General features: G+C 70.7%; 26 protein-coding genes, 1 pseudogene and 1 riboswitch. Of the genes and pseudogenes, 15 read left to right on the top strand and 12 right to left on the bottom strand.

Annotation, left to right across the window (positions count from 1 at the left end; translation table 11 throughout):
- Position 1: 1 nt before the first annotated feature.
- A riboswitch (SAM riboswitch) is annotated at positions 2 to 115 on the bottom strand.
- 130 nt (positions 116 to 245) lie between these two features.
- Entirely contained in the window at positions 246 to 1,730 is a 1,485-nt protein-coding gene (locus CLV30_RS08090; RefSeq protein ID WP_211300021.1) for a DUF7059 domain-containing protein, read from the bottom strand.
- Between the two features lie 18 nt (positions 1,731 to 1,748).
- Here CLV30_RS08090 and CLV30_RS08085 point away from each other — a divergent pair, with 18 nt between their 5' ends.
- Positions 1,749 to 2,060, top strand: coding sequence for a DUF2470 domain-containing protein (locus CLV30_RS08085; RefSeq protein ID WP_205740499.1), 312 nt, complete (start codon positions 1,749 to 1,751; stop codon positions 2,058 to 2,060).
- 3 nt (positions 2,061 to 2,063) lie between these two features.
- The gene (locus CLV30_RS08080) at positions 2,064 to 3,047 is read left to right on the top strand and encodes a phosphotransferase family protein (protein ID WP_106536666.1); all 984 of its coding nucleotides are present in this window, start codon (positions 2,064 to 2,066) and stop codon (positions 3,045 to 3,047) included.
- Here the strand turns inward: CLV30_RS08080 and CLV30_RS08075 are convergent.
- Positions 3,001 to 3,633, bottom strand: a complete 633-nt coding sequence (locus CLV30_RS08075; protein WP_106536665.1) for an HD domain-containing protein — start codon at positions 3,631 to 3,633, stop codon at positions 3,001 to 3,003. The genes CLV30_RS08080 and CLV30_RS08075 overlap by 47 nt on opposite strands.
- Positions 3,634 to 3,704: 71 nt before the next feature.
- On the opposite strand from CLV30_RS08075, the gene CLV30_RS08070 reads away from it, so the two are divergent.
- The 5 genes from CLV30_RS08070 (at position 3,705) to CLV30_RS08050 (ending at position 6,739) form a co-directional block, all read left to right on the top strand.
- On the top strand, positions 3,705 to 4,679 hold the full coding sequence (locus CLV30_RS08070; RefSeq protein WP_106536664.1) for a helix-turn-helix domain-containing protein: 975 nt from the start codon (positions 3,705 to 3,707) through the stop codon (positions 4,677 to 4,679).
- Between the two features lie 113 nt (positions 4,680 to 4,792).
- Positions 4,793 to 5,077 carry a type II toxin-antitoxin system Phd/YefM family antitoxin gene (locus CLV30_RS08065; protein ID WP_165358457.1) on the top strand — a complete coding sequence of 95 codons (285 nt, stop codon included), beginning with the start codon at positions 4,793 to 4,795 and terminating at the stop codon, positions 5,075 to 5,077.
- Positions 5,074 to 5,352 carry a type II toxin-antitoxin system RelE family toxin gene (locus CLV30_RS08060; protein ID WP_106536662.1) on the top strand — a complete coding sequence of 93 codons (279 nt, stop codon included), beginning with the start codon at positions 5,074 to 5,076 and terminating at the stop codon, positions 5,350 to 5,352. Before CLV30_RS08065 ends, CLV30_RS08060 begins: the two co-directional genes overlap by 4 nt.
- 97 nt (positions 5,353 to 5,449) lie before the next feature.
- Positions 5,450 to 6,070, top strand: a complete 621-nt coding sequence (locus CLV30_RS08055; RefSeq protein WP_106536661.1) for a CG0192-related protein — start codon at positions 5,450 to 5,452, stop codon at positions 6,068 to 6,070.
- A 15-nt stretch (positions 6,071 to 6,085) separates the two neighbouring features.
- Positions 6,086 to 6,739 carry a class I SAM-dependent methyltransferase gene (locus tag CLV30_RS08050; RefSeq protein WP_106536660.1) on the top strand — a complete coding sequence of 218 codons (654 nt, stop codon included), beginning with the start codon at positions 6,086 to 6,088 and terminating at the stop codon, positions 6,737 to 6,739.
- Between the two features lie 63 nt (positions 6,740 to 6,802).
- Here CLV30_RS08050 and CLV30_RS08045 read toward each other — a convergent pair whose 3' ends face one another.
- Positions 6,803 to 7,147: a type II toxin-antitoxin system PemK/MazF family toxin gene (locus CLV30_RS08045; protein WP_106536659.1), complete on the bottom strand. Its 345-nt coding sequence runs from the start codon at positions 7,145 to 7,147 to the stop codon at positions 6,803 to 6,805.
- Positions 7,141 to 7,383 carry an antitoxin gene (locus tag CLV30_RS08040; protein ID WP_106536658.1) on the bottom strand — a complete coding sequence of 81 codons (243 nt, stop codon included), beginning with the start codon at positions 7,381 to 7,383 and terminating at the stop codon, positions 7,141 to 7,143. The genes CLV30_RS08045 and CLV30_RS08040 overlap by 7 nt, the downstream gene beginning before the upstream one ends.
- Positions 7,384 to 7,470: 87 nt before the next feature.
- Here CLV30_RS08040 and CLV30_RS08035 point away from each other — a divergent pair, with 87 nt between their 5' ends.
- Complete coding sequence (locus tag CLV30_RS08035; RefSeq protein WP_106536657.1) at positions 7,471 to 7,869, top strand: MerR family transcriptional regulator; 399 nt, start codon at positions 7,471 to 7,473, stop codon at positions 7,867 to 7,869.
- On the top strand, positions 7,869 to 8,213 hold the full coding sequence (gene trxA / locus CLV30_RS08030; protein ID WP_106536656.1) for a thioredoxin: 345 nt from the start codon (positions 7,869 to 7,871) through the stop codon (positions 8,211 to 8,213). The genes CLV30_RS08035 and trxA overlap by 1 nt, the downstream gene beginning before the upstream one ends.
- Before the next feature lie 77 nt (positions 8,214 to 8,290).
- Here the strand turns inward: trxA and CLV30_RS08025 are convergent, their stop codons facing one another.
- Positions 8,291 to 8,941, bottom strand: coding sequence for a LysE family translocator (locus tag CLV30_RS08025; RefSeq protein WP_106536755.1), 651 nt, complete (start codon positions 8,939 to 8,941; stop codon positions 8,291 to 8,293).
- Positions 8,942 to 9,110: 169 nt separating this feature from the next.
- Between CLV30_RS08025 and CLV30_RS08020 the strand changes: the two genes are divergently transcribed.
- Positions 9,111 to 9,806 carry a biliverdin-producing heme oxygenase gene (locus CLV30_RS08020; RefSeq protein WP_205740500.1) on the top strand — a complete coding sequence of 232 codons (696 nt, stop codon included), beginning with the start codon at positions 9,111 to 9,113 and terminating at the stop codon, positions 9,804 to 9,806.
- Positions 9,807 to 9,868: 62 nt separating this feature from the next.
- Entirely contained in the window at positions 9,869 to 10,297 is a 429-nt protein-coding gene (locus CLV30_RS08015) for a VOC family protein (RefSeq protein ID WP_106536654.1), read from the top strand.
- A 96-nt stretch (positions 10,298 to 10,393) separates the two neighbouring features.
- Here CLV30_RS08015 and CLV30_RS08010 read toward each other — a convergent pair whose 3' ends face one another.
- Positions 10,394 to 13,690 carry a LamG-like jellyroll fold domain-containing protein gene (locus CLV30_RS08010; RefSeq protein WP_106536653.1) on the bottom strand — a complete coding sequence of 1,099 codons (3,297 nt, stop codon included), beginning with the start codon at positions 13,688 to 13,690 and terminating at the stop codon, positions 10,394 to 10,396.
- Positions 13,691 to 13,971: 281 nt separating this feature from the next.
- Between CLV30_RS08010 and CLV30_RS08005 the strand changes: the two genes are divergently transcribed.
- The gene (locus CLV30_RS08005) at positions 13,972 to 16,500 is read left to right on the top strand and encodes a beta-L-arabinofuranosidase domain-containing protein (RefSeq protein ID WP_106536754.1); all 2,529 of its coding nucleotides are present in this window, start codon (positions 13,972 to 13,974) and stop codon (positions 16,498 to 16,500) included.
- Between the two features lie 99 nt (positions 16,501 to 16,599).
- On the opposite strand, the gene CLV30_RS08000 is transcribed toward CLV30_RS08005, so the two are convergent.
- Together CLV30_RS08000 and CLV30_RS07995 are read right to left on the bottom strand one after the other, a co-directional pair.
- Positions 16,600 to 18,858, bottom strand: a complete 2,259-nt coding sequence (locus CLV30_RS08000; protein ID WP_106536652.1) for a sodium-translocating pyrophosphatase — start codon at positions 18,856 to 18,858, stop codon at positions 16,600 to 16,602.
- Positions 18,859 to 19,085: 227 nt separating this feature from the next.
- Positions 19,086 to 19,424, bottom strand: coding sequence for an STAS domain-containing protein (locus CLV30_RS07995; RefSeq protein ID WP_106536651.1), 339 nt, complete (start codon positions 19,422 to 19,424; stop codon positions 19,086 to 19,088).
- Between the two features lie 100 nt (positions 19,425 to 19,524).
- Here CLV30_RS07995 and CLV30_RS07990 point away from each other — a divergent pair, with 100 nt between their 5' ends.
- The 3 genes from CLV30_RS07990 (at position 19,525) to CLV30_RS07980 (ending at position 23,261) form a co-directional block, all read left to right on the top strand.
- Positions 19,525 to 21,819 carry a DEAD/DEAH box helicase gene (locus tag CLV30_RS07990; protein ID WP_240723170.1) on the top strand — a complete coding sequence of 765 codons (2,295 nt, stop codon included), beginning with the start codon at positions 19,525 to 19,527 and terminating at the stop codon, positions 21,817 to 21,819.
- Between the two features lie 83 nt (positions 21,820 to 21,902).
- Positions 21,903 to 22,265 (top strand): hypothetical protein, encoded by a 363-nt coding sequence (locus tag CLV30_RS07985; protein ID WP_129710858.1) that lies wholly within the window; start codon positions 21,903 to 21,905, stop codon positions 22,263 to 22,265.
- Positions 22,266 to 22,379: 114 nt separating this feature from the next.
- Positions 22,380 to 23,261, top strand: a complete 882-nt coding sequence (locus CLV30_RS07980; protein ID WP_106536649.1) for an EamA family transporter — start codon at positions 22,380 to 22,382, stop codon at positions 23,259 to 23,261.
- Positions 23,262 to 23,388: 127 nt separating this feature from the next.
- Here the strand turns inward: CLV30_RS07980 and CLV30_RS27790 are convergent.
- The 4 genes and pseudogenes from CLV30_RS27790 to CLV30_RS07960 form a co-directional block, all read right to left on the bottom strand.
- Positions 23,389 to 23,727 (bottom strand): annotated as a pseudogene (locus CLV30_RS27790) (Rv3654c family TadE-like protein); the annotation flags it as partial.
- Entirely contained in the window at positions 23,724 to 24,056 is a 333-nt protein-coding gene (locus CLV30_RS27245; RefSeq protein WP_106536752.1) for a TadE family type IV pilus minor pilin, read from the bottom strand. The pseudogene CLV30_RS27790 and the gene CLV30_RS27245, both read right to left, overlap by 4 nt.
- A gap of 155 nt (positions 24,057 to 24,211) precedes the next feature.
- Positions 24,212 to 24,394, bottom strand: coding sequence for a DUF4244 domain-containing protein (locus tag CLV30_RS07965; RefSeq protein WP_106536648.1), 183 nt, complete (start codon positions 24,392 to 24,394; stop codon positions 24,212 to 24,214).
- Positions 24,395 to 24,628: 234 nt separating this feature from the next.
- Positions 24,629 to 25,048: a TIGR03668 family PPOX class F420-dependent oxidoreductase gene (locus CLV30_RS07960; RefSeq protein WP_106536647.1), complete on the bottom strand. Its 420-nt coding sequence runs from the start codon at positions 25,046 to 25,048 to the stop codon at positions 24,629 to 24,631.
- Positions 25,049 to 25,052 lie beyond the last annotated feature (4 nt).

Genomic DNA, 25,052 nt, shown 5'->3' with positions numbered 1-25,052 from the left:
GGGCCCGCGCTTGCCCGGCTCACTTCGAGCCCGGCCAGGTCCTCACCCGGGGCACCCCACCGCGGAGGAGGGTTGCCGGCCAGCAAGCCGGGGCTTGACGCTGGCACTCATGACCTTGCCGCCAGACATTACGGGCAATGCCCGCGGCTTGTCCACTACTCGGGACGATCTGTTCACATGCCGAGACCGCCTACGGCGTGACCAGCAGGGAACTCTTACGGCAGGGGCAGCGAAATCCCTGATGATCACGCGGACGGGAGCAGCAGGAAGCCCTCCTGGATGAGCGATCGCACCCGCGGCAGCAGGTCGGCGCGCAAGGCGTCCGCGTCCACCTGGAGCACCTGCGCGAGCGCCGCCACGATCCGGCCGAGCGGCAGCGTCCCGTCGCACGCCCCGACCAGCCCAGCCTCCGCGGTACCCGCCTCGACCGCGCGCATCAGCCCGCGATGCTGCCGCAGCACGATGTGCTCCGGATCCTCGTCGCCCGGACGGCCGATCTGTTCCTGGGTGACGTCTCCGGCGACGGTGAGGTGCGCCGCGAGCAGGGCGTCGTCGCCGGACCGCGCGAGGTCGGCGCGAGCGAACCAGCGTTCGATCTCGGCGCCGAGCGGCTGCTCCACGGCGTGCGGCCACTCCTCGACGCGCACCGCCGGGTCCGCGGAGCCCGCCGCGCGCAGGTTGATCCAGCCGAAGCCGACGCCCTCGACGTCGTTCTCGTCGAACCACGACAACCAGGCCTCGTAGCGCTCGCGGTAGCCGGGCCGGTCGACGTCGCCGGCGTCGCGCAGCCACAGCTCCACGTACTCCGCCGGGTCCTGGACCTCGCGCTGGATCACCCACGCGTCGCAGCCGGTGCCGGCGACCCAGTCGCCGAGCCGTTCGGTCCAGTCCTGGCCACGGACGTGCATCCAGTTCGCCAGCGACTGCAGGACGCCGCCGGGCGCCAGCCGTGCCGCCCCGTCGACCACCACCCGCCGCGAGACCTCGTCCCCACTGAGCCCGCCGTCCCGGTAGACGTGCGTGCCGTCCGGCGAGACCACGAACGGCGGATTGGTGGCGATCAGGTCGAACTTCTCGTCCTCGACCGGCTCGAACAGGTTGCCCTGGCGCAGGTCCACGTCGATGCCGTTCAGCCGCGCCGTCACCGCCGCCAGGGCAAGCGCACGGGGGTTGACATCGGTCCCGACGACGGTGTCGCAGTGCCGGGCGAGGTGCAGCGCCTGCACGCCACATCCGGTACCGAGGTCGAGGGCGCGCTCGGCCCGCCGCGGAACCGTCAGCTGTGCCAGCGTGCTCGAGGCCGCATTGAGTCCCAGGACGTGATCGGTCGGGATCCGGGCGCGGTCGCCGTCCATGCCGGGCGTCAGGTCCGCCGCCACCCACCAGTCGCCGGCGTCGTCGGCATAGGGGCGCACGTCGACGAGCGCGCGCACGTCGTCGCCGTCGGCAGCCAGGAAGCCACCGGCGACCAGCGCATCGACCGGCAGCGCGGCCTCCGCGGCCCGGCGGCCGACCGGCGCCTGCAGCGACCAGAGCCGCGTCATCGTCTCCAGCGCACTGTCGCTCTGCACCTGCAGCCGGCCGGGCGTGGTCTCGTTTCGGTCCAAAGCGGCGGACGCCCGCTCGCCCAGCAGGTCACGGACGTTGTCGACGGTGTATCGGGCGTCGGACAGCGCCTCGCGCAGCCGCGCGGTGTCGTCGTGGGGCAGTCCCGGGTGTGGTGTGGTCACGCAGCATATTCTGACCGGGTGACCGAGAACCCGTTCGGCCCGGACGTCATCGAAGCCGTCGCGGAGCACATGAACGACGACCACGCCGACGACTCGCTGCTGATCGTGCGGGCGCTGGGCGGCCAGCCCGGCGCGTCAGCGGCCCAGGTCACGTCGCTGGACGGCGACGGCGTCGACTTCACCGCGACCGTGGACGGGGCACCGCGCACGGTTCGCGTGCCGTGGAGCCGCCGGCTCACCGAGCGTCCCGAGATCCGGCCGGAGTTCATCCGGATGTACGCCGAGGCGGCACGGGCGCACGGCCTCCGGCCTCGCACCGGCGAACACTGACCGATGCCGCCGCGACCTCGTGCCGTCGGCGAGCGCACGGCGTACACCGACGTGCCGGCCAGGGTCCGGGGCTGGGTGGACACGTGCCTCGGCGACGAGGTGGTGCACGCGACCGGACACGCCGGCGGCATGTCCCCCGGGTGCGCCGCCCGAGTGCGCACCCGGGGCGGTGGCACGGCGTTCGTCAAGGCGGTGGGCCCGGAGCTGAACCCGGACACGCCGAGCCTGTTCCGCCGCGAGATCGACGTCCTCGAGGCGCTGGAGCCCGCGCCGTACCGCCCGGCGACCATCGCCACCTACGACGACGGCAACTGGGTCGCGGTCATGCTCGAGGACGTGGACGGCCGGTACCCGGACCTGAACGACACGGGGGACTTCGACGCCGTCTGGACCACCGTGCTGCGCCAGTCCGCGGAGCTGACCCCCGCGCCGGCCGGGCTGGCCGTACGGACCCTGCCCGACGTCGTCGCTCGATGGTCGGCGCGCTGGCGCAGCATCGCCGAGGACCCGGCGGCGTACCTGCCGCCATGGGCGGCGGCCCGGTTCGGCCGGCTGGACGCACGGGTGCGCACGCTGCGCGAGCGCCTGCCCGTCACGTCGCTGTGCCACTGGGACGTGCGCGACGACAACCTGCTGATCCGCCCCGACGGCACGGTGGTGCTGCTCGACTGGGGGATGGCCTGCCTCGGCCCGGCGTGGGCGGACCTGTTCTTCCTGTCGCTCAGCTGGGTCGAGTCGCCGGAGTTCGATGCGAGGATGCGGACCGTCCCGCAGGCGCCCGATGACGACGTCGTCACCGACCTGCTGCTGATGTTCGGTGCCGCCCAGGCGTGGACGGCGCGGCAGCCGGCGCGTCCGGGACTGCCCGCGATGCCGGAGTTCTGCCGCCGCGACGCCGAGCGGATGTTCGCCGGCGCCCGCCGCCGCCTCGACGCTGCGTTCACTCTCCCCAGGGCGACGATGCCACCGCGAGCTCGAGGGCGGTGACGCCGTCGGCCCGGCGCTCGCGCAGAAGTTCCCCGCCGAGTGAGTAGCGGGGCGCCGCCGCGTCGGACCGGCCGGCCCGTTCCACGATGGCGTCGGTCAACGACCGGGCCATCGCCAGCCGCGGGTACGCACCGTGGATCTCCTTCTGCCAGTCGGCGACGACGTCCGCGTCACGCCCGAAGTCGATGCCTATGCCCGCACGGGTCAGGTAGGCCAGCAGCCCACGACGTTCGGCGATCCCCGGCGAGGTATGCAGGGCGATCGCCTCCCAGACCCGGTCCACGTCCCGTGCGTCGACGCCGTACTCGGTCAGTAGCGCGGCAGCAAGGTCCGCGCCCTCCACCTCGAACCGAGCTTCGCCGTGCGCGCGGTCTCCGGCGCCCAGATCGTGCATGACGGTCGCGGCGTAGAGCAGGTCGCGGTCGTAGGCGGCGTCGTCGGCGACGCCTTCGTGCTCGGCGAGAAGCTGCGAGAAGTAGAAGCTGCGCACACTGTGGTTCGCGATCGATGCGGTCTCCGACGACCGCACCGTGCGCAGTACGGCGTCGGCCAACGGCCCGGTCGGCAGATCCAGGGTGAATGTCACGGCTCGACGCTACGAAGCAGCGCCTCCTGCTCAACAGTGGCCCGAGGGCCACAGGTCGTTAGGATCGGGCCATGCAGACGAGCCGGCACCGCGTTTCGGTCCTGGCGCTACCCGGAGTTCTGGCGCTCGACCTCGGCATCCCGGTCCAGACCTTCGGGTCGGACCCGAACTACGACGTCACCGTGTGCGCCGACCCGGCTGCCGGGCCGATCCGCTGTGGCGGCTTCGAGGTGACGGCGTCGGCCGGGCTCGAAGCACTGGACGAGGCCGACACGGTGGTCGTCCCCGGCTATGCACCCGCGGACGCGACGGTGCCCGGCAACGTGCTGCGAGCGCTGCGCGCCGTCCATACCCGCGGCGCACGCATCGTCTCGATCTGCACCGGCGCCTTCGCACTGGCTGCCGCGGGGCTTCTCGACGGGCGCCCGGCAACGACGCACTGGCAGGACACGGACCGCCTGCAGCGCCTGTATCCGCGGATCTCCGTCGCGCCGAACCGGCTGTTCGTCGACGACGCGGACATCCTCACTTCGGCGGGCGTGACCGCGGGTGTCGACCTCTGCCTGCACATCATCCGCCACGACCACGGAACCGCTGCCGCGAACACCCGTGCCCGGGCGCTGGTGGCGCCGCCTCAGCGGACGGGCGGGCAGGCCCAGTTCGTCGAACAGCTACGTCCGGCCGCGGTCGGCACCGAGCTCGCCGCCGTCCGCGACTGGATGCTGGCCAACCTCGCACACCACCACACTCTGGACACTCTCGCGCAACGCGCGCACATTTCTCGCCGCACGTTCACTCGCCGCTTCCGCGACGAGACGGGCACCTCGCCACTGACCTGGCTCACCAGTGCCCGCATCGACCGGGCACGCGAACTGCTCGAAGAGACGAACGTTCCGATCGAGCGGATCGGCGACCTGAGCGGGATCGGCAGCCCTGCCGCGCTCCGGGCCGCGTTCCGGCAACACCTCGGCACGTCGCCCCGGCAGTACCGCGCGCTGTTCCGACACAAGACCGACACCGTCGACATCTCGAACTCAGCGTCGTAACCGCCACGCGTTTGAGGCGCGCCGCACATGTGGCGCACCTCAACGCGCGACACACGCCACCGGCGCTCTGCAAGATCTGGACCTCAGCGCGAGTATTGGTCATACTTGTGACTATGAGCGAAGTTCTTGCCCTGGCCGAGGCGAAGGCTCAGCTGTCGCAGCTGGTGAACAGGGTCAACAGCCAGCACGACCGAGTCACGGTCACCGTGCACGGCAAACCGTCGGCCGTCCTGATGGCGGTCGACGACCTGGAGGAACTCGAGGAAACCATCGCCATCCTATCCGACAGCGACGCGCTTCGGCAGCTGGCCACCTCCGACGCCGAACTCGCGCGAGGTGAGGGTGTGACCGAGCACGACCTCGCCGAGGCCATGCGACGTCGACGGGCTTCGGCGTGAGCAATGAACGCTTCGAACTGATCATCTCGCCGACTGCACGACGCCAGCTCACCCACCAGCTACCGGAGGCCGCAGCCTTCGCCGCCTACGAGTTCATCGTTGGTCCGTTGCTCGACGATCCGCACCGTGCCGGAAAGCGGCTACGCCCACCGCTGGACGACCGGCACAGCGCTCGTCGTGGCACCTACCGCGTCATCTACCGCATCGACGCCGAGCACCGTCGCGTCACCGTCGTCGCGGTGATACACCGAGCCAACGCGTACCGCGCCGGCTGACCACGACCCGGATGGTTGCTGCCGCATCGCTGCGTTCATCGTTCTCGGGCTGGACGCCGCTCCGCGGCCGAAACGGCGGCACGGCTAGGGTCGGTCCGTGGCTCTCATCTACAAGGCGACCTTGACTCCGAACAAGCGGGAACTACTCAGCTCGTGGCTGCCCAGCCGCCCATGGTCCGGCCACGCCGAGATCGAACAGATCGGCGCCTACCGGTTCGACGATCCCGACGGCGAGGTCGGGCTCGAGGCGTTCCTCGTGCGTGCGCCCGACGGCACCATGCTGCACGCGCCGCTGACCTACCGGGGCGCGCCACTCCCGGGAGCCGAGGCGTTCCTGGTCGGCACGACCGAGCACTCCGTCCTCGGGCAGCGCTGGGTCTACGACGGATGCGGCGACCCGGTGTGGGTGGCCGAGCTGGCGAAGGCCGTCCTGGAGAACAAGCCCCAGGCCGTCGAGATGGTCGACGTCGACGGTGACCTCACTCCCCGTGAGCCCACGATGACCGTCCAGTCCCGCAGCGCCGGCGATGTCGCGGTGCCCCGCATCGACACGCTGGACAGCCACGACGACGGCGACACGACCGTCGTCCGTGCCGGCGGGCTCGAGCTCGTCGTCGCGCGCGTCGTCGGCGCCGACGTGGCGGCCGAGCACACGCTCACGGGCACGTGGCGCGACGGCGGACCGGCGACGCTCGCGGGCGTGCGGCGCGCTACCTGAGCACGACGCGTCCGAGTGAGCGAACCCGCGTACCTCTCGGCGGTGCGGGAGTCCTACGACACCGTCGCCGCCGACTACGTAGACCGCATTCCCGCGCCCGCCGACATGGACCCGTTGGGCCGCGCGATGTTGAGGGCGTTCGCCGAGATGGTGCACGACGCCGGCCTAGGGCCGGTGGCCGACGTGGGCTGCGGACCGGGCCGAGTGACGGCTTACCTGACGCAGTTCGGCGCGCCGGCGTTCGGCGTCGACGTGTCGCCGGCGATGGTCGAGCTGGCACGCCGGGCCCACCCGGAACTGCGGTTCGACGTCGGATCGATGACCTCGCTGGACGTCGACGACGGCCGGCTCGGTGGTGTGCTGGCGCTGTTCTCCACGTTCCACACGCCGCCGGAGCATCTGCCGGGCGTCTTCGCCGAGTTCCATCGGACCCTGGCGCCCGGCGGTCAGCTGCTGCTGTGGACCTATGTCGGTGACGACGAACTGCTGCGCCCGACGCACGCGTACGGCGGTCACCCGGTGTCCTACGAGGCTCATTTCCTGCCGGCCGAACGCGTCGCCGAGCTCGTCGCGGATGCCGGACTGACGGTCGAGACACGGCTGCTCCAGGAGGCCGGCGCAGGGAAGACGCGGCCGACCGCGTGTCTGTTGGCTCGCAAGCCCGCGTAGCTGGGTGTGCGGGTCGATCGACGCTGGCCGTCACCATGCGACCGCTGCTGTGGTTCGTGGCGTCTACAGACCGAACACCTGACGCAGTCCCTGGTCGACTTCGCGCATGAGGTATTCCGGCACGTGCCCGACAAGCTCGTCGAGATCGTCCTTGTCAAGAGTGACGAGCGCGGTGACGTTGACTACCGAGTCCCGGGGCAAGCCGGTCGCTGCGGCTGGAAGGAACACGTTGCCGGGCATCGCCGCCAGCGTCGTGTTCGAGGTGATGACGGTCGCGAGCGTCGTGGCCAGTCGACTGGTGTTGAACGGATCCGATTGGACCACGAGCACGGGGCGGCGCTTGGCCGGCCCGCTCCCGCGAGCGTCACCAAGATCGGCCCAGTACAGATCGCCGCGCGAGATCACCACTCGTCGTCTCGCGACAAGAAGCGTCGTCCCGCTTGCGCAGCGACGGCAGACGAATCATCGTCATCCACCAGGCCGAGCGTCCGGTCGATCTGCTCAGTGATCACGGAAGCATCCAGGTGTTCCAGGTACTGCTGGGCAGCATGCGTGAAGAACTCGGAACGGCTCATCCCGAGCTCCGCCGCTCGCTTGGATGCGCGATTGAACGTCTCGTCCGGCACGGAGATCGCAGTCTTCACACCGGTAGTATAACCGGGTATGAACGCCCACGGAAGTCTTGCGGCGTTGTTGCCTTGACGCCAGCGTCAACGTCTAGCGTCGTCGCCATGCGGATCGGTGACCTGGCGAGACGGGCGGGGACGACGACGCGGGCGTTGCGGTTCTACGAGACTCAGGGGCTGCTCACCGCCCGGCGCACGACGAACGGGTACCGCGAGTACGACGAGGCCGACCTGACCCTGGTGCGCGAGATCCGCACCCTGCAGGACATCGGATTCAGCCTCGACGACACGCGGCCGTTCGTCGAGTGCCTGCGCTCCGGGCACCACACCGGGGACGCCTGCGCCGACTCGATCGAGGTGTACGAACGCAAGCTCACCGAGATCGACGCACTCGTCGACCGGTTGGCGCAGATCCGCACCGACATCGCCGCCAAGCTCGCTGACGCCAGGTCCCGGCGGACGGGTACGTGCGGTTCGGACACCGTCACACCTGAGGAGAACTGATGCCGACCAGCACCACGAGCTCCGTCCGCGTCGTCACCGACGACACGTTCGCCGACGACGTCCTCGCGCTTTCCACACCGGTACTGGTGGACTTCTGGGCACAGTGGTGCCCGTCGTGCCGGATGGTCGCGCCGGTCGTCGAGCAGATCGCCGCGGAGCGGGCGGGCACCCTCGCCGTACGCACCATCAACTCCGACGAGAACCCGCTCATCGCGGCGCGTTACCAGGTCCGGTCGCTACCGACGTTGATGCTGTTCCGCGGCGGGGAGCCGCTGTGGGCCATCGTCGGAGCGCGCCCGAAAGCCAGGTTGCTCGCCGAGATCGACGACGCCCTGTCCCGCTAACGCGCACGCATGTCCCCATGATCATCGGCACTTCGCCGCCCATATGACGGCAAAGTGCCGATGATCATGGGAGTCGGTCACGGTGTCGCCGCGGCCGGGCGGGAACGGTCGGTGATCATCCGCACCGCCAGCGCGGCCAGCACCGACCCCATCACGAAGCGCTGCACCCGCAGCCACGTCGGGCGGGCACCCAGGAACGCCGCGAGCGAGCCCGCAGTGAGCACGATCAGGGCGTTGACCGTCAACGCCACCGCGATCTGGGTGAGGCCCAGCAACAGGCTCTGCACGGCCACACTGCCGCGGTCCGGGTCGACGAACTGGGGCAGCAGTGACACGTACAGGATCGCGATCTTCGGGTTCAGCAGGTTCGTGACGAGACCCATGGTGAACAGCCGTCGTGGGGCGTCGGGCGGCATCGGCTCCGGCGAGAACACGGACGAACCGCCGGGGCGCAGCGTCTTCCACGCCAGCCACAGCAGGTAGCCGGCGCCGGCCAGTTTGACCGCCGTGTAGAGCGCCGGGACCAGCGTGAACACAGCCGCGATGCCGACTGCCGCGGCGACGAGGTAGACGAAGAAGCCGGCGGCGACGCCGATCAGGGAGATCAGGCCGGCGCGACGGCCCTGCGTCACCGACCTGGACACCAGATAGATCATGTTCGGCCCGGGCGTGAGCACCAGTCCGAGCGCCACCAGGGCGATTCCGACGACAGCGCTGGTCGTGATCATGAGCACCTGCTTCGGGTCGGCACGACGGTTCGACCGCGCCCGTCGGCGGGTCGATGGTGCGAACCCGGGGGATGCTGGAACTATTCCGAACAAGCACGACATTTGGATAGGCAAGCCTAAGCAACGCATACTGGTGCCGAGGTCCGAGGTGCCGACCGGAGGAGCGTCCGTGCCCAGTATCCGTGCGCCACACCCGCTGCCCGACGCGCCGGTCGACCCGGCGCCGCCGTTCTCCGCCGTCCTGCGCGAGCGCAGCCGCCACCTGCACCAGCGGGCCGAGCAGTCCGACTTCGTCTCGGCGCTGCTGAACGGGCGCGTCGACCGCACCGGCTACGTCGCCATGATCGCCCAGCATCTGTGCGTCTACGAGGCCCTCGAGTCGGTGGCCGAGACGCTGCGTGACGACCCGGTGGCCGGCGACTTCGTGTCCGAGCAGTTGACACGTGTCCCCAGCATCCGCGCCGACCTCGCGCACCTGACCGGATCACCGTCGGCCGACGGTCTCGCCGTTCTGGACTCCACCCGCCGCTACGCCGAGCGGATACGCGCGAACGAACACTGGCCTGCGGGGTTCGTCGCCCATCACTACACCCGCTACCTGGGCGATCTGTCCGGCGGTCTGGCCATCGGCGCGGTGCTCGCCCGTGTCTACGGCTTCGCCCCCGGCGGTGACGGCGTGCGTTTCTACAGGTTCGAGCGGATTCCGCATCCGGCGGCGTTCAAGAACGATTACCGCGCCCGGCTCGACGCAGTGCCCTGGAGCGTCGCCGAACGCGACCGCGTCGTCGATGAGGTACTGGTCGCGTACGAGCTCAACACCGAGATCTTCGCGGAGCTCGCCGGCACCTACTGCCCCGGCGGCTGACTCCGTCCGACGGGTCCGTCTCTGTCATGCTGACCGTCCGCCACACGACACCTGGAGGACGCATGCCCTCGACCGTCCGGCACATCACCGTCGACTGTGCCGCACCGCACGAGCCGTACGGCTTGGCGGAGTTCTGGAGCAAGGTGCTCGACTATCCGTTACACCCAGACGACGAGCCGGGTGACGACGAGGTCTTGCTGGACATGCCGGACGGTCAGCCGGGACTGCTGTTCATCCGAGTGCCGGAACCGAAGACCGTCAAGAACCGCATCCACCTCGACCTCGAGCCGGACCAGCCACGCGACCAGGAGGTGGAACGCGTCGCCGAGCTCGGCGGCACAGTCGTCGACGACCGGCGCAAGCCGAACGGTCGCGGCTGGGTGGTCTTCGCCGATCCGGCCGGCAACGAGTTCTGCGTCGAGCTCGGCACGGCGGAACGCGAAGCAGCGGCGCGTGAAGAAGCGGAGCGCGAGGCGGCCGGGTCCGAGTAGCCGGCGCTCCCCCTCCGTAAGTGACCAGGGGCGGTACGTGACCAGGGGCCGTGCGGAGGTGTCGCCTCCGCACGGGCCCCGGTCACATGTCCTCGGTCAGGGACGCTCGGACTCGTACAGCTCGGCGACCTCGGTGTCGGTGAGCGCCTTGTCGAAGGCGTGCACCTCGTCGATGGCGCCGTTCCAGAAATCGGTGTTGCCGCCGTCGTACTCGGCGCGCCCGATCGCCAGCGGTCCGGTGCTGACGGAGACGTCGTCGGTCTGCAGGCTCGCCGCGGGCTGCCCGTCGACGTACAACCGCAACTCTCCGGCGTCGACGTCGTGCACCCCGGTCAGGTGGTACCAGCGGCCGAGCTCCGGCGTCGTCTCGAACGTCGCCTTCTGGCCTCCGGGGATGCTGAACGCGAACGCGCCGTGGCCGTACTGCAGGTAGAACGGGCTCTCGACCCGCCGGCCGTCCTGGCTGACGGCGCTGGCGTAGTTGCCCGGCAGCTCGTCCAGGCTCACCCACGCCGACACCGAGTAGTTCCGCGTCGTGTCCAGCACCGGGCCGTCGGTCTCGGCGTACTGCCCGTTGCCGTCGAAGCTCAGCGCGCTGTCGCTGACACCGGGAACCCACTCGACACCGTCGGTGAGGCTGAGCGTGTGCCCGTTCTCGCCGGAGTCCGCGCTGGTGGTGCCCTCGCCCTCGTCGAGCCGCCAGTACCCGCCGCCGGTGAGCTTCTCGCGCTCGCCGGCCGACGCACCGGCGGCGAGGACCCGTTCGTTGACGGCTCGCACCCGTTCCGGGTCGACCTTGATCTCGCGGCGGTCGTAGGTCCAGAATCCGTTCAGCTCGTTCTCCAGGTCGGTGATCTGGGTGTAGACCGACCCGGAGAGCTCGGCGCCCGCCGCCTCCAGGTAGTAGTGCTCGGTGTTCTGCACGTACTTGTCGGTGAGCGCCTCCTTGTCCGCGACGCCGCTGTAGATGTCCGCGGGCGGGCCCGGCCACATGTGACCCGGCGTGCGCAGCGTGAAGCCGCCGTGCTCACCGTCCATCGCGGCTCGGTTCTCGTCCGGGAACGGCGGGTCGTCGTTCAGGTAGTCGTGGTGGTCGATGATGTCGCCCTTGCCGGAGTCGCCCTTGGAATCGCAGCAGTTGACGCCGCTGTGCGCGTTGACGATGCGCGACGGGTCGGCCTTCTTGACCGACTCGGCGATCCGGCCGGTCGCTTCGCGGTCCCATTCACCCCAGCCTTCGTTGAACACCACCCAGCCGACGATGGACGGCGAGTTGTGCAGCTGGGACATCATCCGGCGGCCCTCGGTGAGGAACGCCTCCCGGCCCTTCTCGTTCGTGATGGTGGCGTTGACGAAGTCCTGCCAGACCAGCAGGCCGAGCTTGTCGGCGTGGTAGTACCAGCGGGCGGGCTCCATCTTGATGTGCTTGCGGACCGCGTTGAAGCCGAGCTCCTTCTGCTTCTCCAGGTCGAAGCGCAACGCCTCGTCGCTCGGCGCCGTGTGCAGCCCGCCAGGCCAGAAACCCTGGTCGAGCATGGCGAGCGAGAAGATCGGCTCGCCGTTCAGGACGAGCTTCTGGAAGCCGCCGACCTCCTCGATCGACACCGACCGCATCCCGAAGTAACTGTCCACGGTGTCGGAGGCGGCTCCGTCGCGGAGCGTGACCTCGAGGTCGTACAGGTAGGGGTCGTCCGGCGACCACAGGCGCGGGTCACGCAGCTCCAGCTCGAGCTCGGTGTTCGCGCGGCCGACGACGACACCGGCCACGCGTCCGCGGTCGTCGCGCGCCAGAGCGCGGACCCGGGCGTTCTCCGAAGCGCCCTCGGAGCGGACCTCGACGGTGAGCGTGCCGTCGTCGACGTTCGGCGTGGTGACGAGCTTGTCGACCGCCACCTCGGAGACCGGCTCCATCCACACCGTCTGCCAGATGCCGGACGACTGGGTGTAGACGATCCCGCCCGGGTCGGTCGACTGCTTGCCGATGGGCTGGTTCGTGCCGGTCGTGTCGGTCACGGCGACCACGATCTCCTGCTTGCCGCCGGGGACGAGGGCGTCGGTGATGTCCGCACTGAAGGCGGTGTAGCCGCCGGTGTGCTCGGCCACGAGCTTTCCGTTGACCCAGACCCGGGCGCGGTGGTCGACGGCGCCGAAGTTCAGCTTCAGCCGCTGCCCGGACCCGATGTCCCAGCCGTCCGGGACGGTGACGAGCTTGCGGTAGAACATGTGGTCCTCGTGCCGTTCCAGCCCGGACAGCTGCGACTCGACCGGGAACGGCACGATGATCTGCTCGTCCAGCGGCTCACCGAAGTCCGGCTGCTCACCCTCGGCGGCGCCGGCGAACTGCCACGGACCGTTGAGGTTCTGCCAGCGCTCACGGACCAGCTGCGGCCGCGGGTACTCCGGCAGCGGGTTCTGCGGGTCGAGGTTCTCACCCCACTCGCTGAGCAGCCGGTGCGTGGAACGGTTGGTGGCGGTGCGGTTGATCTCCGGGACGGCTTCGCCGGCGACGGTCAGGGCCGCCTCGCCGTCGTAGGAGAAGCGCACCCGGGCGTCCCGGAGCACCGGCTCGTCGAGGGTGAACAGGACGGCGTTCGGGTCGTCCGGTGCCGGTTCGACGGACCGGATCGGCATCGGCGTCGTGTCCGCCTCGATGGTGACATGATCAACGAGCCCGGCCACGTTGCCGACAACACCCGCGAACGTCGCCCGCACGGTCTCGCCGGTCTCGCCGACCGAGGTGGCCACCGGGTACACCTCGTAGTCCGCCGGCGGGTGGAACGCCGACTCGGGGACCAGCTGCTTGTCGATGCCGGGGCCGGACCAGCGCAGGTACATGTTCGCGCCGCCGACGTCCTGGAAGTGCTCGAGCTCGAACCGGTAGCGCTCGCCGGCCTCGAGCGTGACCGGCTCGCTGGTCTGTTCCACGTCCCAGTCGCCGACCCAGTGGTCGATCACCGGCTCACCGTCCAGCGACAGCCGGAAGCCGTTGTCGCCGATGGCGTAGAAGGTGTACCGGCCGGTCTCGGGCACCTCGAGCTGGCCGGTCCACCGAGCCGTGACGTGCTCGCTCTGGCCGGTCATCCGCTCGTACGTGGTGACCAGACCGGGCATGTTGATGTCCGGGTCGAGGGAGACCCCGCCCAGCTCCGCGAAGTCGCGGGCGCCTGGCTCGGACATGGTGAAGTACTCACCCTTGAGCCCGTTGGGTTCGGCATGCGGGTCGTCGCCCGGCGCCTCGGCCGCCGCGCCCTCCGGGGCGGCTTGCCCGGCCGGCGAAGCGGCCTGCGGAGCTGCCTGCGTGGCCGGCGGCGCCAGGCCCAGCGGCACGGTGAGCGCTCCGGCCAGTAGCAGGACCCGGCCGAGTGCACGGGACCCGGTCGACCGTCTCGACATGCGCGTCTCCTCCCATCGAAGGCGGCACAACCACCGCCACATGTCACATGGCCGCCCATTAACGCACAATCTCACGCACATAACAACAAGAGGTGCCGATGACGGCCGCCCACGCGGCGGACGAGACGGGCGTCACCGCATCCATTGACAGTTATCGTTCGGAACTCGCACAGTTATGTGCACATCGCGACAGAGACCCGAACATCGGCCCGAACCTCCGCACGACCGCCCACGTGCTCAACAACGGTCGGACCTCCGACGCGAGCGGAAAGGAAGTCGTCATGCCCCGGGAGACGTCTCCACACCATCCCCACGACCCGACGACGCCGGTCGTCGATCGACGTCGATTCCTCGGAGGTGTCGCGGTCGCCGGCGGTGCCGCCGTGTCCGCCTCCGGCTGGGCCGGTTCGGCCTCCGCCGCGTCCACCGATCCGGCAGGCAGCACCACCGCCCGAAGCACCAGCGGCCCGGCCCCGTCGCGGGGCGGGCACTACGTGCCGAACCGGGCGCCGCTGCAGCCGGTGCCGTTCCAGAAGCTGCCGCCCGGTGCCGTACGGCCGCGCGGCTGGCTGCGCCAACAGCTCGACCTGCAGGTGAACGGGTTGTGCGGGCGCTACGACGAGATCTCGGACTTCCTCGTCTACGAGACCAACGGATGGGTCGACCCGGACAAGTGGGCCTGGGAGGAGCTGCCGTACTGGCTGCGCGGGCTCGGGGACCTCGGCTACGTCACCGGCGACGAAGCCACCCTGGCCAAGGCCGACCGCTGGATCCAGGGGATCCTGGCGACCCAGGCGCCCGACGGCTGGTTCGGCCCGGACGCGCTGCGCACGTCCCTCGAGGGCGGCCCGGACTTCTGGCCCGGTATGCCGCTGCTGGGCGCGCTGCGGTCGTGGCAGGAGTACTCCGGCGACGACCGCATCGTGCCGTTCATGACGAAGTATCTGGCGTTCCAGAACCGGCAGCCGTCCGAGGTGTTCAACCGGTCCTGGGGAGCGTTCCGCTGGGGCGACAACATCGACAGCGCCTACTGGCTGTACAACCGCACCGGCGACGAATGGCTGCTCGACCTCGTCACCAAGATGCACGAAGGCTCGGCCGACTACACCAACGGCATCCCGACCTGGCACAACGTCAACCTCGCGCAGGGGTTCCGCGAGCCGCTGCAGTACGGGCTCCTCGCCGGCGAACAGCGCTTCCGCGACGCCACGTACCGCAACTACCGGACGGTGATGCAGCGCTACGGACAGTTCGCCGGAGGCGGGTTCGCCGGTGACGAGAACTGCCGGCCCGGCTTCGGCGATCCGCGACAGGGCTTCGAGACCTGCGGGATCGCCGAATACATGCACAGCTTCGAGATGCTCACCCGGTTCACCGGCGACATCAACTGGACCGATCGGTGCGAGGAACTGGCGTTCAACATGCTGCCCGCCGCGTTCGACGCCGAGCAGAAGGTCACCCACTACATCACCAGCGCCAACAGCATCCAGCTGGACGACCGGCTCAAGCACGGCCAGTTCCAGAACGCGTTCCCGATGCAGGCCTACAAGCCGGCCGTGCACGAGTACCGCTGCTGCCCGCACAACTACGGCATGGCCTGGCCGTACCTCGCGCAGGAGATGTGGCTCGCCACCAGCGACAACGGGCTAGCGGCCGCGATCTACGGCGCGAACGACGTCACGGCGCTGGTCGGCGACGGCACCGAGGTGAGCGTCAGGCAGGACACCGAGTACCCGTTCGACGAGCTGGTGACGCTGACCGTCTCCGCACCCCGCCCGACCCGGTTCCCGCTCTATCTGCGGATCCCCGGCTGGGCCGACGACGCCACCGTCAAGCTCGGCGGGCAGCCGCTCCCGGTCAAGACCGAGCCGGGCAGCTGGGCCAAGGTCGAGCGGCAGTGGAGCGACGGCGACCGGATCACACTGCACCTGCCGATGCGCACGTCCACGCGTCGCTGGAAGGACAACCACGACTCGGTCTCGGTCGACCGCGGCCCGTTGACCTACTCGCTGCAGATCGGCGAGCGGGTGGAGCGCTTCGCCGGCACGCCCGAGTGGCCGGAGCTCGCCGTCCACCCGGAGACGCCCTGGAACTACGGCCTGGTGCTGGGCGACGGCAACGACGCCTTCGACGTCGTACAACGCTCCGTCGACCCGGGCGCCAACCCGTTCACGCACGACGGCGCCCCGATCCAGCTGCGCGCACGAGCGAAACGGGTCGCCGAATGGGAGGCGGACAACGAGGACGTCGTCGGGCTGCTGCAGCCGAGCCCGGCCCGCTCGGACGCCGACGTCGAGCCCGTCACGCTGATCCCGATGGGCGCCGCCCGGCTGCGCATCACGTCGTTCCCGACCACCGTGCCGGGCATGGGCGGCAAACCGTGGCAGCTCGTGCCCCGGGCCAGCGCATCACACATCTTCGGCGGTGACTCGTACGAGGCGCTGTACGACGGCCGGCTGCCGTCCAGCTCCGCGGACACGTCCATCCCGCGGTTCACCTGGTGGGACCGGCGCGGCAGTGTCGAGTGGGTCCAGCTGGACCTGCGGGAGACGCGGGAGATCTCGCGGGCCTCGGTGTACTGGTTCGACGACACCGGCTTCGGTCAGTGCCGCGTGCCGGACTCGTGGCGGCTGTTGTGGCTCGACGGCTCCACGTGGCGCCCAGTGACGGGTGCCGGAACGTTCGGCACCGCGCTCGACCGGTTCAACACGGTCGGCTTCGACGCCGTCGAGGCGCAGGTGCTGCGGGTCGAGGCCCAGCTGAAGCCGGACTTCTCCGGTGGCATCCTCGAGGTCGAGTTCGACGGCTGAACCAGGCCGAGGCGCCCCGGCGGCGCCGGACCATGCGAAAGCGGGGCCGGAATCCCAGCTGGGATTCCGGCCCCGCTCGTCGTACGTGGGTCGACCGGGTCAGACGGAGGCGCCTTCGCGCACCGGCTCGTCGTCACCGATGACCGCGGAACGCCGCTTGGACAGCCACACCGCGCCGACGATCACGGCCGCCGCGACCAGCGCGATGGTGTAGCGCAACGCGTCGTTCTCGTCCGGGCCGACGCTCATCGACACGATCGCCGGCGCGATCAGCACCGACACCAGGTTCATCACCTTGATCAGCGGGTTGATCGCCGGACCCGCGGTGTCCTTGAACGGGTCGCCGACGGTGTCGCCGATGACCGTGGCGTCGTGCGCGTCCGAGCCCTTGCCGCCGTGGTAACCGTCCTCGACCAGCTTCTTCGAGTTGTCCCAGGCACCGCCGGAGTTCGCCAGGAAGATCGCCATCAGCACGCCGGTCGCGATCGCGCCGGCGAGGTACCCCGCCAGCGGCCCGGTGCCGAGCCCGAACCCGACGGCGATCGGCGCCAGCGCCGCCAGCAGACCCGGCGTCGCCAGCTCACGCAGCGAGTCCTTGGTGACCATGTCGACGACGCGGCCGTACGCCGGCGTCGAGGTGCCCGCCATGATGCCCGGGTCGTCGCGGAACTGCCGCCGGACCTCGAACACCACCGCACCGGCGGCGCGGCCGACGGCGTTGATGGCCAGCCCGGAGAACAGGAACACCACGGCGGCCCCGATGACCACACCCACCAGGACGTTCGGCGAGACGATCGTGAGCAGGAAGGACGTGTCGCCTTCGATGCTGCCGGCGACCGCGGCGATCTCGTTCTGGATGGCGTCCATGTACGAGCCGAACAGCGCCGTCGCCGCGAGGACGGCCGTCGCGATGGCGATGCCCTTGGTGATGGCCTTGGTGGTGTTGCCCACCGCGTCCAGCTCGGTCAGGATGTCCGCGCCCTCGCCGTCGACGTCGCCGGACATCTCCGCGATGCCCTGCGCGTTGTCGGCGACCGGTCCGAAGGTGTCCATCGCGACGATGACACCCACCGTCGTCAGCAGTCCGGTTCCGGCCAGTGCGATGAGGAACAGCGACAGGATGACCGACCCACTACCCAGCAGGAACGCTCCGTAGACGGCGGCGCCGACCACCAGCGCGGTGTAGACGGCCGATTCGAGCCCGAGCGCGAACCCGGACAGGATGACCGTCGCCGGGCCGGTCAGGGACGTGCGCCCCACATCGCGGGTGGGCTTCTTCTCGGTGTCGGTGAAGTACCCGGTCAGCCAGAGGATCACGCCGGCCAGCACGATGCCGATGAGCACCGCCACCGTCGCGAGCAGGCGCGGGTCGCCGTCGTGGTCGCCCAGGCCGCCCTCGAGCTGCGTGAAGCTGTCCGGCAAGTACGAGAACGCGGCGATGCCGCACAACACCGCCGACACCACGGCGGATATGTAGAACGACCGGTTGATGGTCGTCAGGCCGCTCTCGCCGGCGCGCGGGCGGGTCAGGTAAATGCCGAGTACCGCCGTCAGCGCCCCGATGGCCGGAACGATCAGCGGGAAGACCAGGCCCTCCTCGCCGAACGCGGCCTGACCGAGGATCAGCGCGGCCACCAGCGTCACCGCGTAGGACTCGAAAAGGTCGGCGGCCATGCCGGCGCAGTCGCCGACGTTGTCGCCCACGTTGTCGGCGATGGTCGCCGCGTTGCGTGGATCGTCCTCCGGGATGCCCTGTTCGACCTTGCCGACCAGGTCCGCGCCGACGTCGGCCGCCTTGGTGAAGATGCCGCCGCCGACACGCATGAACATCGCGAGCAGCGCCGCGCCGAACCCGAAGCCTTCCAGCACGGTGGGCGCGTCCTCCTGGTAGGCCAGCACCACGACGGCGGCGCCCAGCAGACCGAGGCCGACCGTCGCCATGCCGACGACGCCGCCGGTGCGGAAGGCCGCCTTCATCGCGAGGTCGCGCCCGGAATCCCGGGCCGCCGCGGCCACCCGCACGTTCGCCCGCGTCGACAGCCACATCCCCAGGTAACCGATGGCGGCCGAGAACGCCGCACCGACCAGGAAGAACAACGACCGTCCGATACGGACGCCGGTGTCACCGGGCAGGAGGAACAGCAGTCCGAACACCAGCACCACGAAGACGCTGAGCGTTCTGAACTGCCGGTTGAGATACGCCGCGGCGCCCTCCTGCACGGCGCGCGCGATCGTCTTCATGTTCTCGGTGCCTTCTCCGGCAGCGAGAACCTCTCGGCGAAACAGCGCCGCCATGGCAAGGGCCGCCACCGCGATCAACGCGACGACGACCACGTAGGAGAGGTTGAGCCCGCTCATTCGTCCTCCTTGACGTGGCCCTCGGGCAGGGCCTGGAACGTTGCCCGCGCCACGGCCTCGGCCGAGCGCAGTCAGCGTGTGTGCGATCGCTGGCCGGGGACCTCAAGCATGGATAAAGTCCTCCGGCCGATTGGCGGAGTCTAGAGCGCGACGACCGCTCAGGTCACATCGGGGTCGGTCGAACCCGGGCAACTCGAGCGGCCGCCGCCGGCGGCGGGACGGATACGTCACATCGCGGCGATCGCCTCGTCCAGACTCTCGTGGATCGGAAAGACCTTGGTCAACCCGGTGATCCGGAAGATCTTCAAGATCCTCTCCTGGGTGCACACGAGCCGCAGCGAGCCGTCGTGCTGGCCGACACGCTTGAGCCCGCCCACCAGCACGCCGAGCCCGGTGGAGTCGAGGAACTCGACCCCGCGCATGTCGACGACGATGTGGTAATGACCGGAGTCGACGAGATCGACGAGCTGATCACGCAACCTCGGCGCCGTGTACACGTCGATCTCACCACCGACGGCGACCACGCTCCGGCCGCGTTCGGTCCTGGTCGACAACGACAGGTCCACGCAGATCCTCCCCAAGGCCTTCCCGGTGCGTCCGGCCACGGTGACGAACACGTGGCGGCCGGACCCACCCGCATTCAACCATGATGCAAGACTCGCGGACGTGCCCCGCCCGAACCGCCTGCACGACGTCCTCGTCTCCGGACCCCATCGATCCGGACGGGTGACGCACGTCGAAACGATCCCCGCACGCACGTCGAGCCCGGTCGACTGGCCGCACTGGGTCGACCCGGTGGTCCGCGACCGCTTCGTCGCCGCGGGGGTCGACACGCCGTGGACACACCAGGCCGAGGCGGCGTCGCTGGCCTGGGCCGGGCGTTCGGCGGTGGTGGCCACCGGGACGGCGTCGGGCAAGTCCCTGGCGTACCTGCTGCCGGCGCTGACCGCCGCCCGGGCCGGCCGCCGCACCGGCGGGACCACGCTGTACATCTCGCCCACCAAGGCACTCGCCGCGGACCAGCTGCGCGCTCTGGACGAGCTGGCGGTGCCGGACGTCGTGGCCACGACCTACGACGGCGACACGCCGGTCGAACTGCGCGACGTCGCCCGGGCACACGCGACGTACCTGCTGACGAACCCCGACATGCTGCACCACGCGATCCTGCCGCGGCACCACCGGTGGGCGGGATTCCTGCGGTCGCTGCGGTTCGTCGTCATCGACGAGTGCCACGGGTACCGCGGCGTGTTCGGCTCGCACGTCGCGCAGGTCCTGCGGCGGCTGCGGCGCGTCTGCTCGATCTACGGCGCGTCCCCGACGTTCGTCCTGGCCTCGGCGACGACGGCGGATCCGGCCCGCACCGCCGAACTGCTGACCGGCGAACCGGTCGAAGCGGTGACCGAGGACGGCTCGCCCAGCGGGGCGAAGACGTTCCTGCTGTGGGAACCTCCGCTGAACACGTCGTCGTCGGGCGAGCACCGCCGCGGTGTCCTTGCCGAGACCGCGGATCTGCTGACCGACCTGGTGGTCGCGGACGCCCGCACCGTCGCGTTCGTCCGCTCGCGCCGGGCGGCCGAGTCGGTCGCGGGGATGGCCCGGTCGGCGCTGGCCGAGGTCGACCCGTCGTTGCCGGCGCACGTGGCCTCGTACCGGTCCGGCTACCTCGCCCACGAGCGCCGCGAACTCGAGGCGGGACTGAACGACGGATCGCTTCGCGCCGTCGCGGCCACGACCGCGCTGGAGCTCGGTGTCGACGTCAGCGGACTGGACGCGGTGCTGGTCGCGGGCTGGCCCGGCACCCGGGCCTCACTGTGGCAGCAGTGCGGACGGGCGGGGCGGGCCGGCGGGGAGAGCCTCGCGGTGCTGCTCGCCGACGACGACCCGCTGGACGCGTACCTGGTCCGGCATCCCGATGCGCTGTTCGGCCGTCCCGTCGAGTCGACCGTCCTGGACCCGGACAACCCCTACGTCCTCGCCCCGCACCTGTGCGCTGCCGCCGCGGAACGTCCCCTGTCGCCCGACGACGCCGCCGTCTTCGGGCCGTCCACCCAGGACGTCCTGCACACGCTGGAGCACCAGCGGTTGCTGCGGCGGCGCTCCAAGGGGCAGCCCAGCTGGCACTGGACCCGGCGGGACCGCCCGACCGAGCTGGCCGACCTGCGCGGCTCCGGGGGCGTGGTGAGCCTGGTGGAGCAGGGCACCGGACGCGTGCTCGGCACGGTGGACGCCGTGCGCGCACACTTCACGGCGCACCCCGGCGCGGTCTACGTCCACCAGGGCGAGACGTACCTGGTCGACGAACTCGACCTGGACGACGGCGTCGCGATGGCGCGGGCCGACACCCCCGAATACACGACGACGGCCCGCGAGGTCAGCACGCTGCACGTGCTCGAGGAGACGACGTCGCGCACCTGGGGGCAGGCCCGGCTCGCGTTCGGGACCGTCGAGGTGAGCAGCCAGGTCGTCGGGTACCTGAAACGAGCCCTGGGCACCGGCGAGGTGCTCGGCGAGATTCCGCTCGAGCTGCCGGAACGTCGGCTGCGCACACGGTCGGTCTGGTGGACGCTTCCGGACGAGGCCGTCGAAGCAGCCGGGGTGGACGCCGCCAGCGCGCCCGGCGCGGCACATGCCGCGGAGCACGCGGCCATCGGCATGCTGCCGCTGATGGCCAACTGCGACCGCTGGGACGTCGGCGGGCTGTCCACGGTCGCGCACCCGGACACCGGCATGCTCACCGTGTTCGTCCACGACGGCCACCCCGGCGGCGCCGGTTTCGCCGAACGGGGGTTCCACGCCGCGCAGAACTGGCTCAGCGCCACCCGCGAAGCCGTGGCGACCTGTGCCTGCCGCGACGGCTGCCCGTCGTGCGTCCAGTCGCCGAAGTGCGGCAACGGCAACGACCCGCTGGACAAGGCGGGCGCCGTCCGGCTGCTGGACACGGTGCTGCGCGAGGCGGAATGACCGCTGATCGGCACGTCCGCGCCTCGTCCGGGACCGGTGATCGGTACGGTGTGCGTGTCGAAACGTGATCGGAGGTGGTCGCGGTGGTTGCCGCCGCATTGGTCGTCCTCCTGCTCATCCTGCTGCTCACCATCGTGATGATCGCCGGTGGCGGCGAGTCGCTCACGTTCGAGCTTTTCGGCGCCGACCTGACGATGTCCGGCGGAGGCGCCTACGTCCTGGGCGTCGTCGCCGGCGCCATCACCGTCGGCACGTTGTGGCTGCTGCGCATCGGCCTGCGCAAAGGATGGCGACAGCGCAAGCGAATCAGGGACCTCGAGCGCCGTGCCGGGGGCGACCGCAGCGCCTCCGCCGACACGTCGGCATCCGATGGCACCGGAACCGACGGTCGAGCTGACGGCCCGTCCACCAGCACGAACGACACGGGGACCGACGAGCGCAGGTGAGCCGTCCCGGTTCGTGACCCGCCGGTCGGCGCCTCGACACCCCCGCACCGGCCGACGCCGCGATCCACCGGTCGGGCGCTTACCGGCCACCGAGCCACCCCCTAACCTGGCTCTGTGACCTCCGTGTTCCGAACGATTCCCGCACCCGGCCTCGTCCTCGGCGGGATCGTCTCGGTTCAGCTCGGTGCGGGCGTGGCGAAGGGTCTGTTCGACACGCTGCCCCCGAGCGCGGTCGTCTTCCTGCGCCTCGCCTTCTCCGCGCTGATCCTGCTGGTCGTCGGGCTCTCCGCGGTGCGCCGATCGGTGCGCCGCGCGTCGCGTCCGGACCTGGTGGTCGCGGTCGGCTTCGGTCTGGCACTGGCGACCATGAACTTCGCCATCTACGAATCGTTCTCTCGCATCCCCCTCGGGATCGCCGTCACCATCGAGTTCCTCGGCCCGCTCGGTGTCGCGGTGGCGTTCTCGCGCCGCCGTCTCGACCTGATGTGGGTCGCGCTGGCCGGCCTCGGGGTGGTGCTACTGGCGCGCGGCGGCTCCGAGGCGGTCGACCCCGTCGGCATCGCGTTCGCGCTGATAGCCGCCACCGGGTGGGCCGCCTACATCCTGCTGAGCCGTCAGGTCGGGCAGCGCTTCCCCGGAGTCTCGGGGCTGACGATGGCCAGCGTGGTGGGGGCCGTGGCGATGACCCCCATCGGCCTGAGCAGCGGTGGTGGGCAGATGTGGCAGCCGGAGCCGCTGGCCGTGGCGGCGGCGATCGCGCTGTTGTCGTCGGTGATTCCGTACACCCTCGAACTCGAGGCGCTGCGCAGGATGCCGGCCGTGGTGTTCGGCATCCTGATGAGCCTCGAACCCGCAGTGGCGGCCACGGTCGGGCTCGTGGTGCTGAACGAGATACTGCACGTGCGAGAGTGGGCGGCCATCGCCTGCGTCGTCGTGGCGTGCCTCGGCGCGACCAGGGCCCGCTCGAATGGGCGGGCGGACGACACCCGGGCGTGATCGATGCGCCGCCGGCCGCCGCGGCCAGCACGAGCCGCGCCCGTCGTTCTCGCTGCTCGTGCACCGGGCTCCGCCGCGACACCGAACTCCGCCGCGACACCGGTCTCCGTCCCGGCGGTCCGGCCCGTGCTCGACGCCGCTGATCCGGCAGCCATGGCGGCACGCCGGTGTTGTCCACCTCGACCTGGACCTCGACCTCCGGACCGTCGACGACGCAGTCGCGCAACTTCGCACCGTTCGCCTGGGCCACCCGCGCAGCGCTCGCGCACGGATCGGCTCCACCGGCCGCGACCGTCTCGGCTGCGGCGACGGCGGCGAGGTCGGCAGCCGCCGCGGCCTGCCGGCGTGCCGCGTGCCCGGACGCCAGCACCACCACGGCCATCAGCGCCGTCAGCACCACCATGGCGATCGACAGCACGAACACCGAGCCGGCACCTCGCTCGTCACGGCCCTCGACGCTGGTCATCCGATCTCCGTCAAGGCCACCGCACGCCCCTGCGCCGTGGGCGCCGGAACCGAGTCGCCCACCGGCCCGGGCATCGCGATCGCGGCGCTGACCTCGACCACCACGCGGCCGCCGGTGCGGTCGACACTGATGTCGGCCCCGTCCGGCGCGGTCTCGGCCGCCACCTGACGCACGACCGCTGCGGTCTCGCCTCGGGCCGCGGCCCGCGCCGCCTCCCGCGCGGCATCGGCGCACCGCAGCTGCGCGGAGGCGAACACGACCGTCCACACGGCGGCGACGAGCACCAGCGCCAATGCCGGCAGGGCGGTGGCGATCTCGGCGGTGACCATGCCCCGTTCGGAGCGGATCCGCGGCCGTCCGCGGACGGACCGGTCGCGGCGCGGCCCAGCGCGAGCGCGCCGGTCGTACCCGGGCGAGCATCGGCCCGGCGTGGCGCGGAGCGGGTGCCGGCGGGGCTCCACCCGCCGGCACCGGATCGTCCGGATCATCCGCCGATGACCCCGAACGCCTTCTCGACCAGGCCGCTCAGCAGCTGTTGGACGGAGTCGCTGGTCAGCAACTGGTAGAGCACTCCGCCGAAGCCGCATGCGGCGACCGTGCCGACGGCGTACTCCGCCGTGGTCATGCCGTCCTCGCCGTTGCGCAGCCGGTTGACGAGCGTGGACATGGGGCCTCCCCAGGTTCCGGCGTCCGGCCGGTCCGGAGCTCGCAGGTGCGAGCTGCGACCAATCTCGTCCGTTCGGTGAGCGGATCCCAGAGGCCGCGGCGCATCTGGGGACAACCCGCGCCCGCGCGCTCGGCTGTGGACAGCCCGGCCGGCTCAGCAGCCCACGCGACGCCAGGGCCGGCGGCCGCATCCTCCCCGTCCCCTGGCGCAAAGCCTCGCCGGCGACCGGAGCGTTCAGCCGCTGTACGCCCAGCCGGACCAGGAACGGACCACGACGACGATCATCGGCCCGGGCGGCGGTTCCACCCGGTACTGCTCGTACTTCGCGCGCAGCGCGGCGATGGCCGCCTCGCAGTCCGGGCCGCTCTCCTCGACCGTGGCGTAGCCGTCGGCGCGGACCCACCAGAGCTGGTTCCAGTCGTCGGAGTAGTGATCACACAGCACGCAGACGCGCGGGTTGGCCGCGATGTTGCGTAACCGCCGCAGCGCGTACGTGGTCTTCGGCTTGCGGTCCACGGCGGTGACGAGCCGCTCACCGACGACCGCGAATGTGATCGGCACGACGTGCGGCCATTGGTCGTCACCCACGGTGGCCAACCGCGCCACTGGCGCCGCGGACAGCCGGGCGCGGCATTCGTCCTGCTCGAGCCGCATGACA

The organism is Haloactinopolyspora alba (assembly GCF_003014555.1).
GTDB lineage: Bacteria > Actinomycetota > Actinomycetes > Jiangellales > Jiangellaceae > Haloactinopolyspora > Haloactinopolyspora alba.
This window is presented reverse-complemented; position numbering and strand designations above follow the sequence as displayed.

Coding starts and splice junctions, on each gene's coding strand:
- CLV30_RS08010 (WP_106536653.1), bottom strand. CDS start 13,690: ATGTCGAGACGGTCGACCGGGTCCCGTGCACTCGGCCGGGTCCTGCTA.
- CLV30_RS27245 (WP_106536752.1), bottom strand. CDS start 24,056: ATGGTCACCGCCGAGATCGCCACCGCCCTGCCGGCATTGGCGCTGGTG.
- CLV30_RS08070 (WP_106536664.1), top strand. CDS start 3,705: ATGCAGACGAGCCGGCACCGCGTTTCGGTCCTGGCGCTACCCGGAGTT.
- CLV30_RS08035 (WP_106536657.1), top strand. CDS start 7,471: ATGCGGATCGGTGACCTGGCGAGACGGGCGGGGACGACGACGCGGGCG.
- trxA (WP_106536656.1), top strand. CDS start 7,869: ATGCCGACCAGCACCACGAGCTCCGTCCGCGTCGTCACCGACGACACG.
- CLV30_RS08080 (WP_106536666.1), top strand. CDS start 2,064: ATGCCGCCGCGACCTCGTGCCGTCGGCGAGCGCACGGCGTACACCGAC.
- CLV30_RS07965 (WP_106536648.1), bottom strand. CDS start 24,394: ATGTCCACGCTCGTCAACCGGCTGCGCAACGGCGAGGACGGCATGACC.
- CLV30_RS08000 (WP_106536652.1), bottom strand. CDS start 18,858: ATGAGCGGGCTCAACCTCTCCTACGTGGTCGTCGTCGCGTTGATCGCG.
- CLV30_RS08005 (WP_106536754.1), top strand. CDS start 13,972: ATGCCCCGGGAGACGTCTCCACACCATCCCCACGACCCGACGACGCCG.
- CLV30_RS08065 (WP_165358457.1), top strand. CDS start 4,793: ATGAGCGAAGTTCTTGCCCTGGCCGAGGCGAAGGCTCAGCTGTCGCAG.
- CLV30_RS08015 (WP_106536654.1), top strand. CDS start 9,869: ATGCCCTCGACCGTCCGGCACATCACCGTCGACTGTGCCGCACCGCAC.
- CLV30_RS08025 (WP_106536755.1), bottom strand. CDS start 8,941: ATGATCACGACCAGCGCTGTCGTCGGAATCGCCCTGGTGGCGCTCGGA.
- CLV30_RS07960 (WP_106536647.1), bottom strand. CDS start 25,048: ATGCGGCTCGAGCAGGACGAATGCCGCGCCCGGCTGTCCGCGGCGCCA.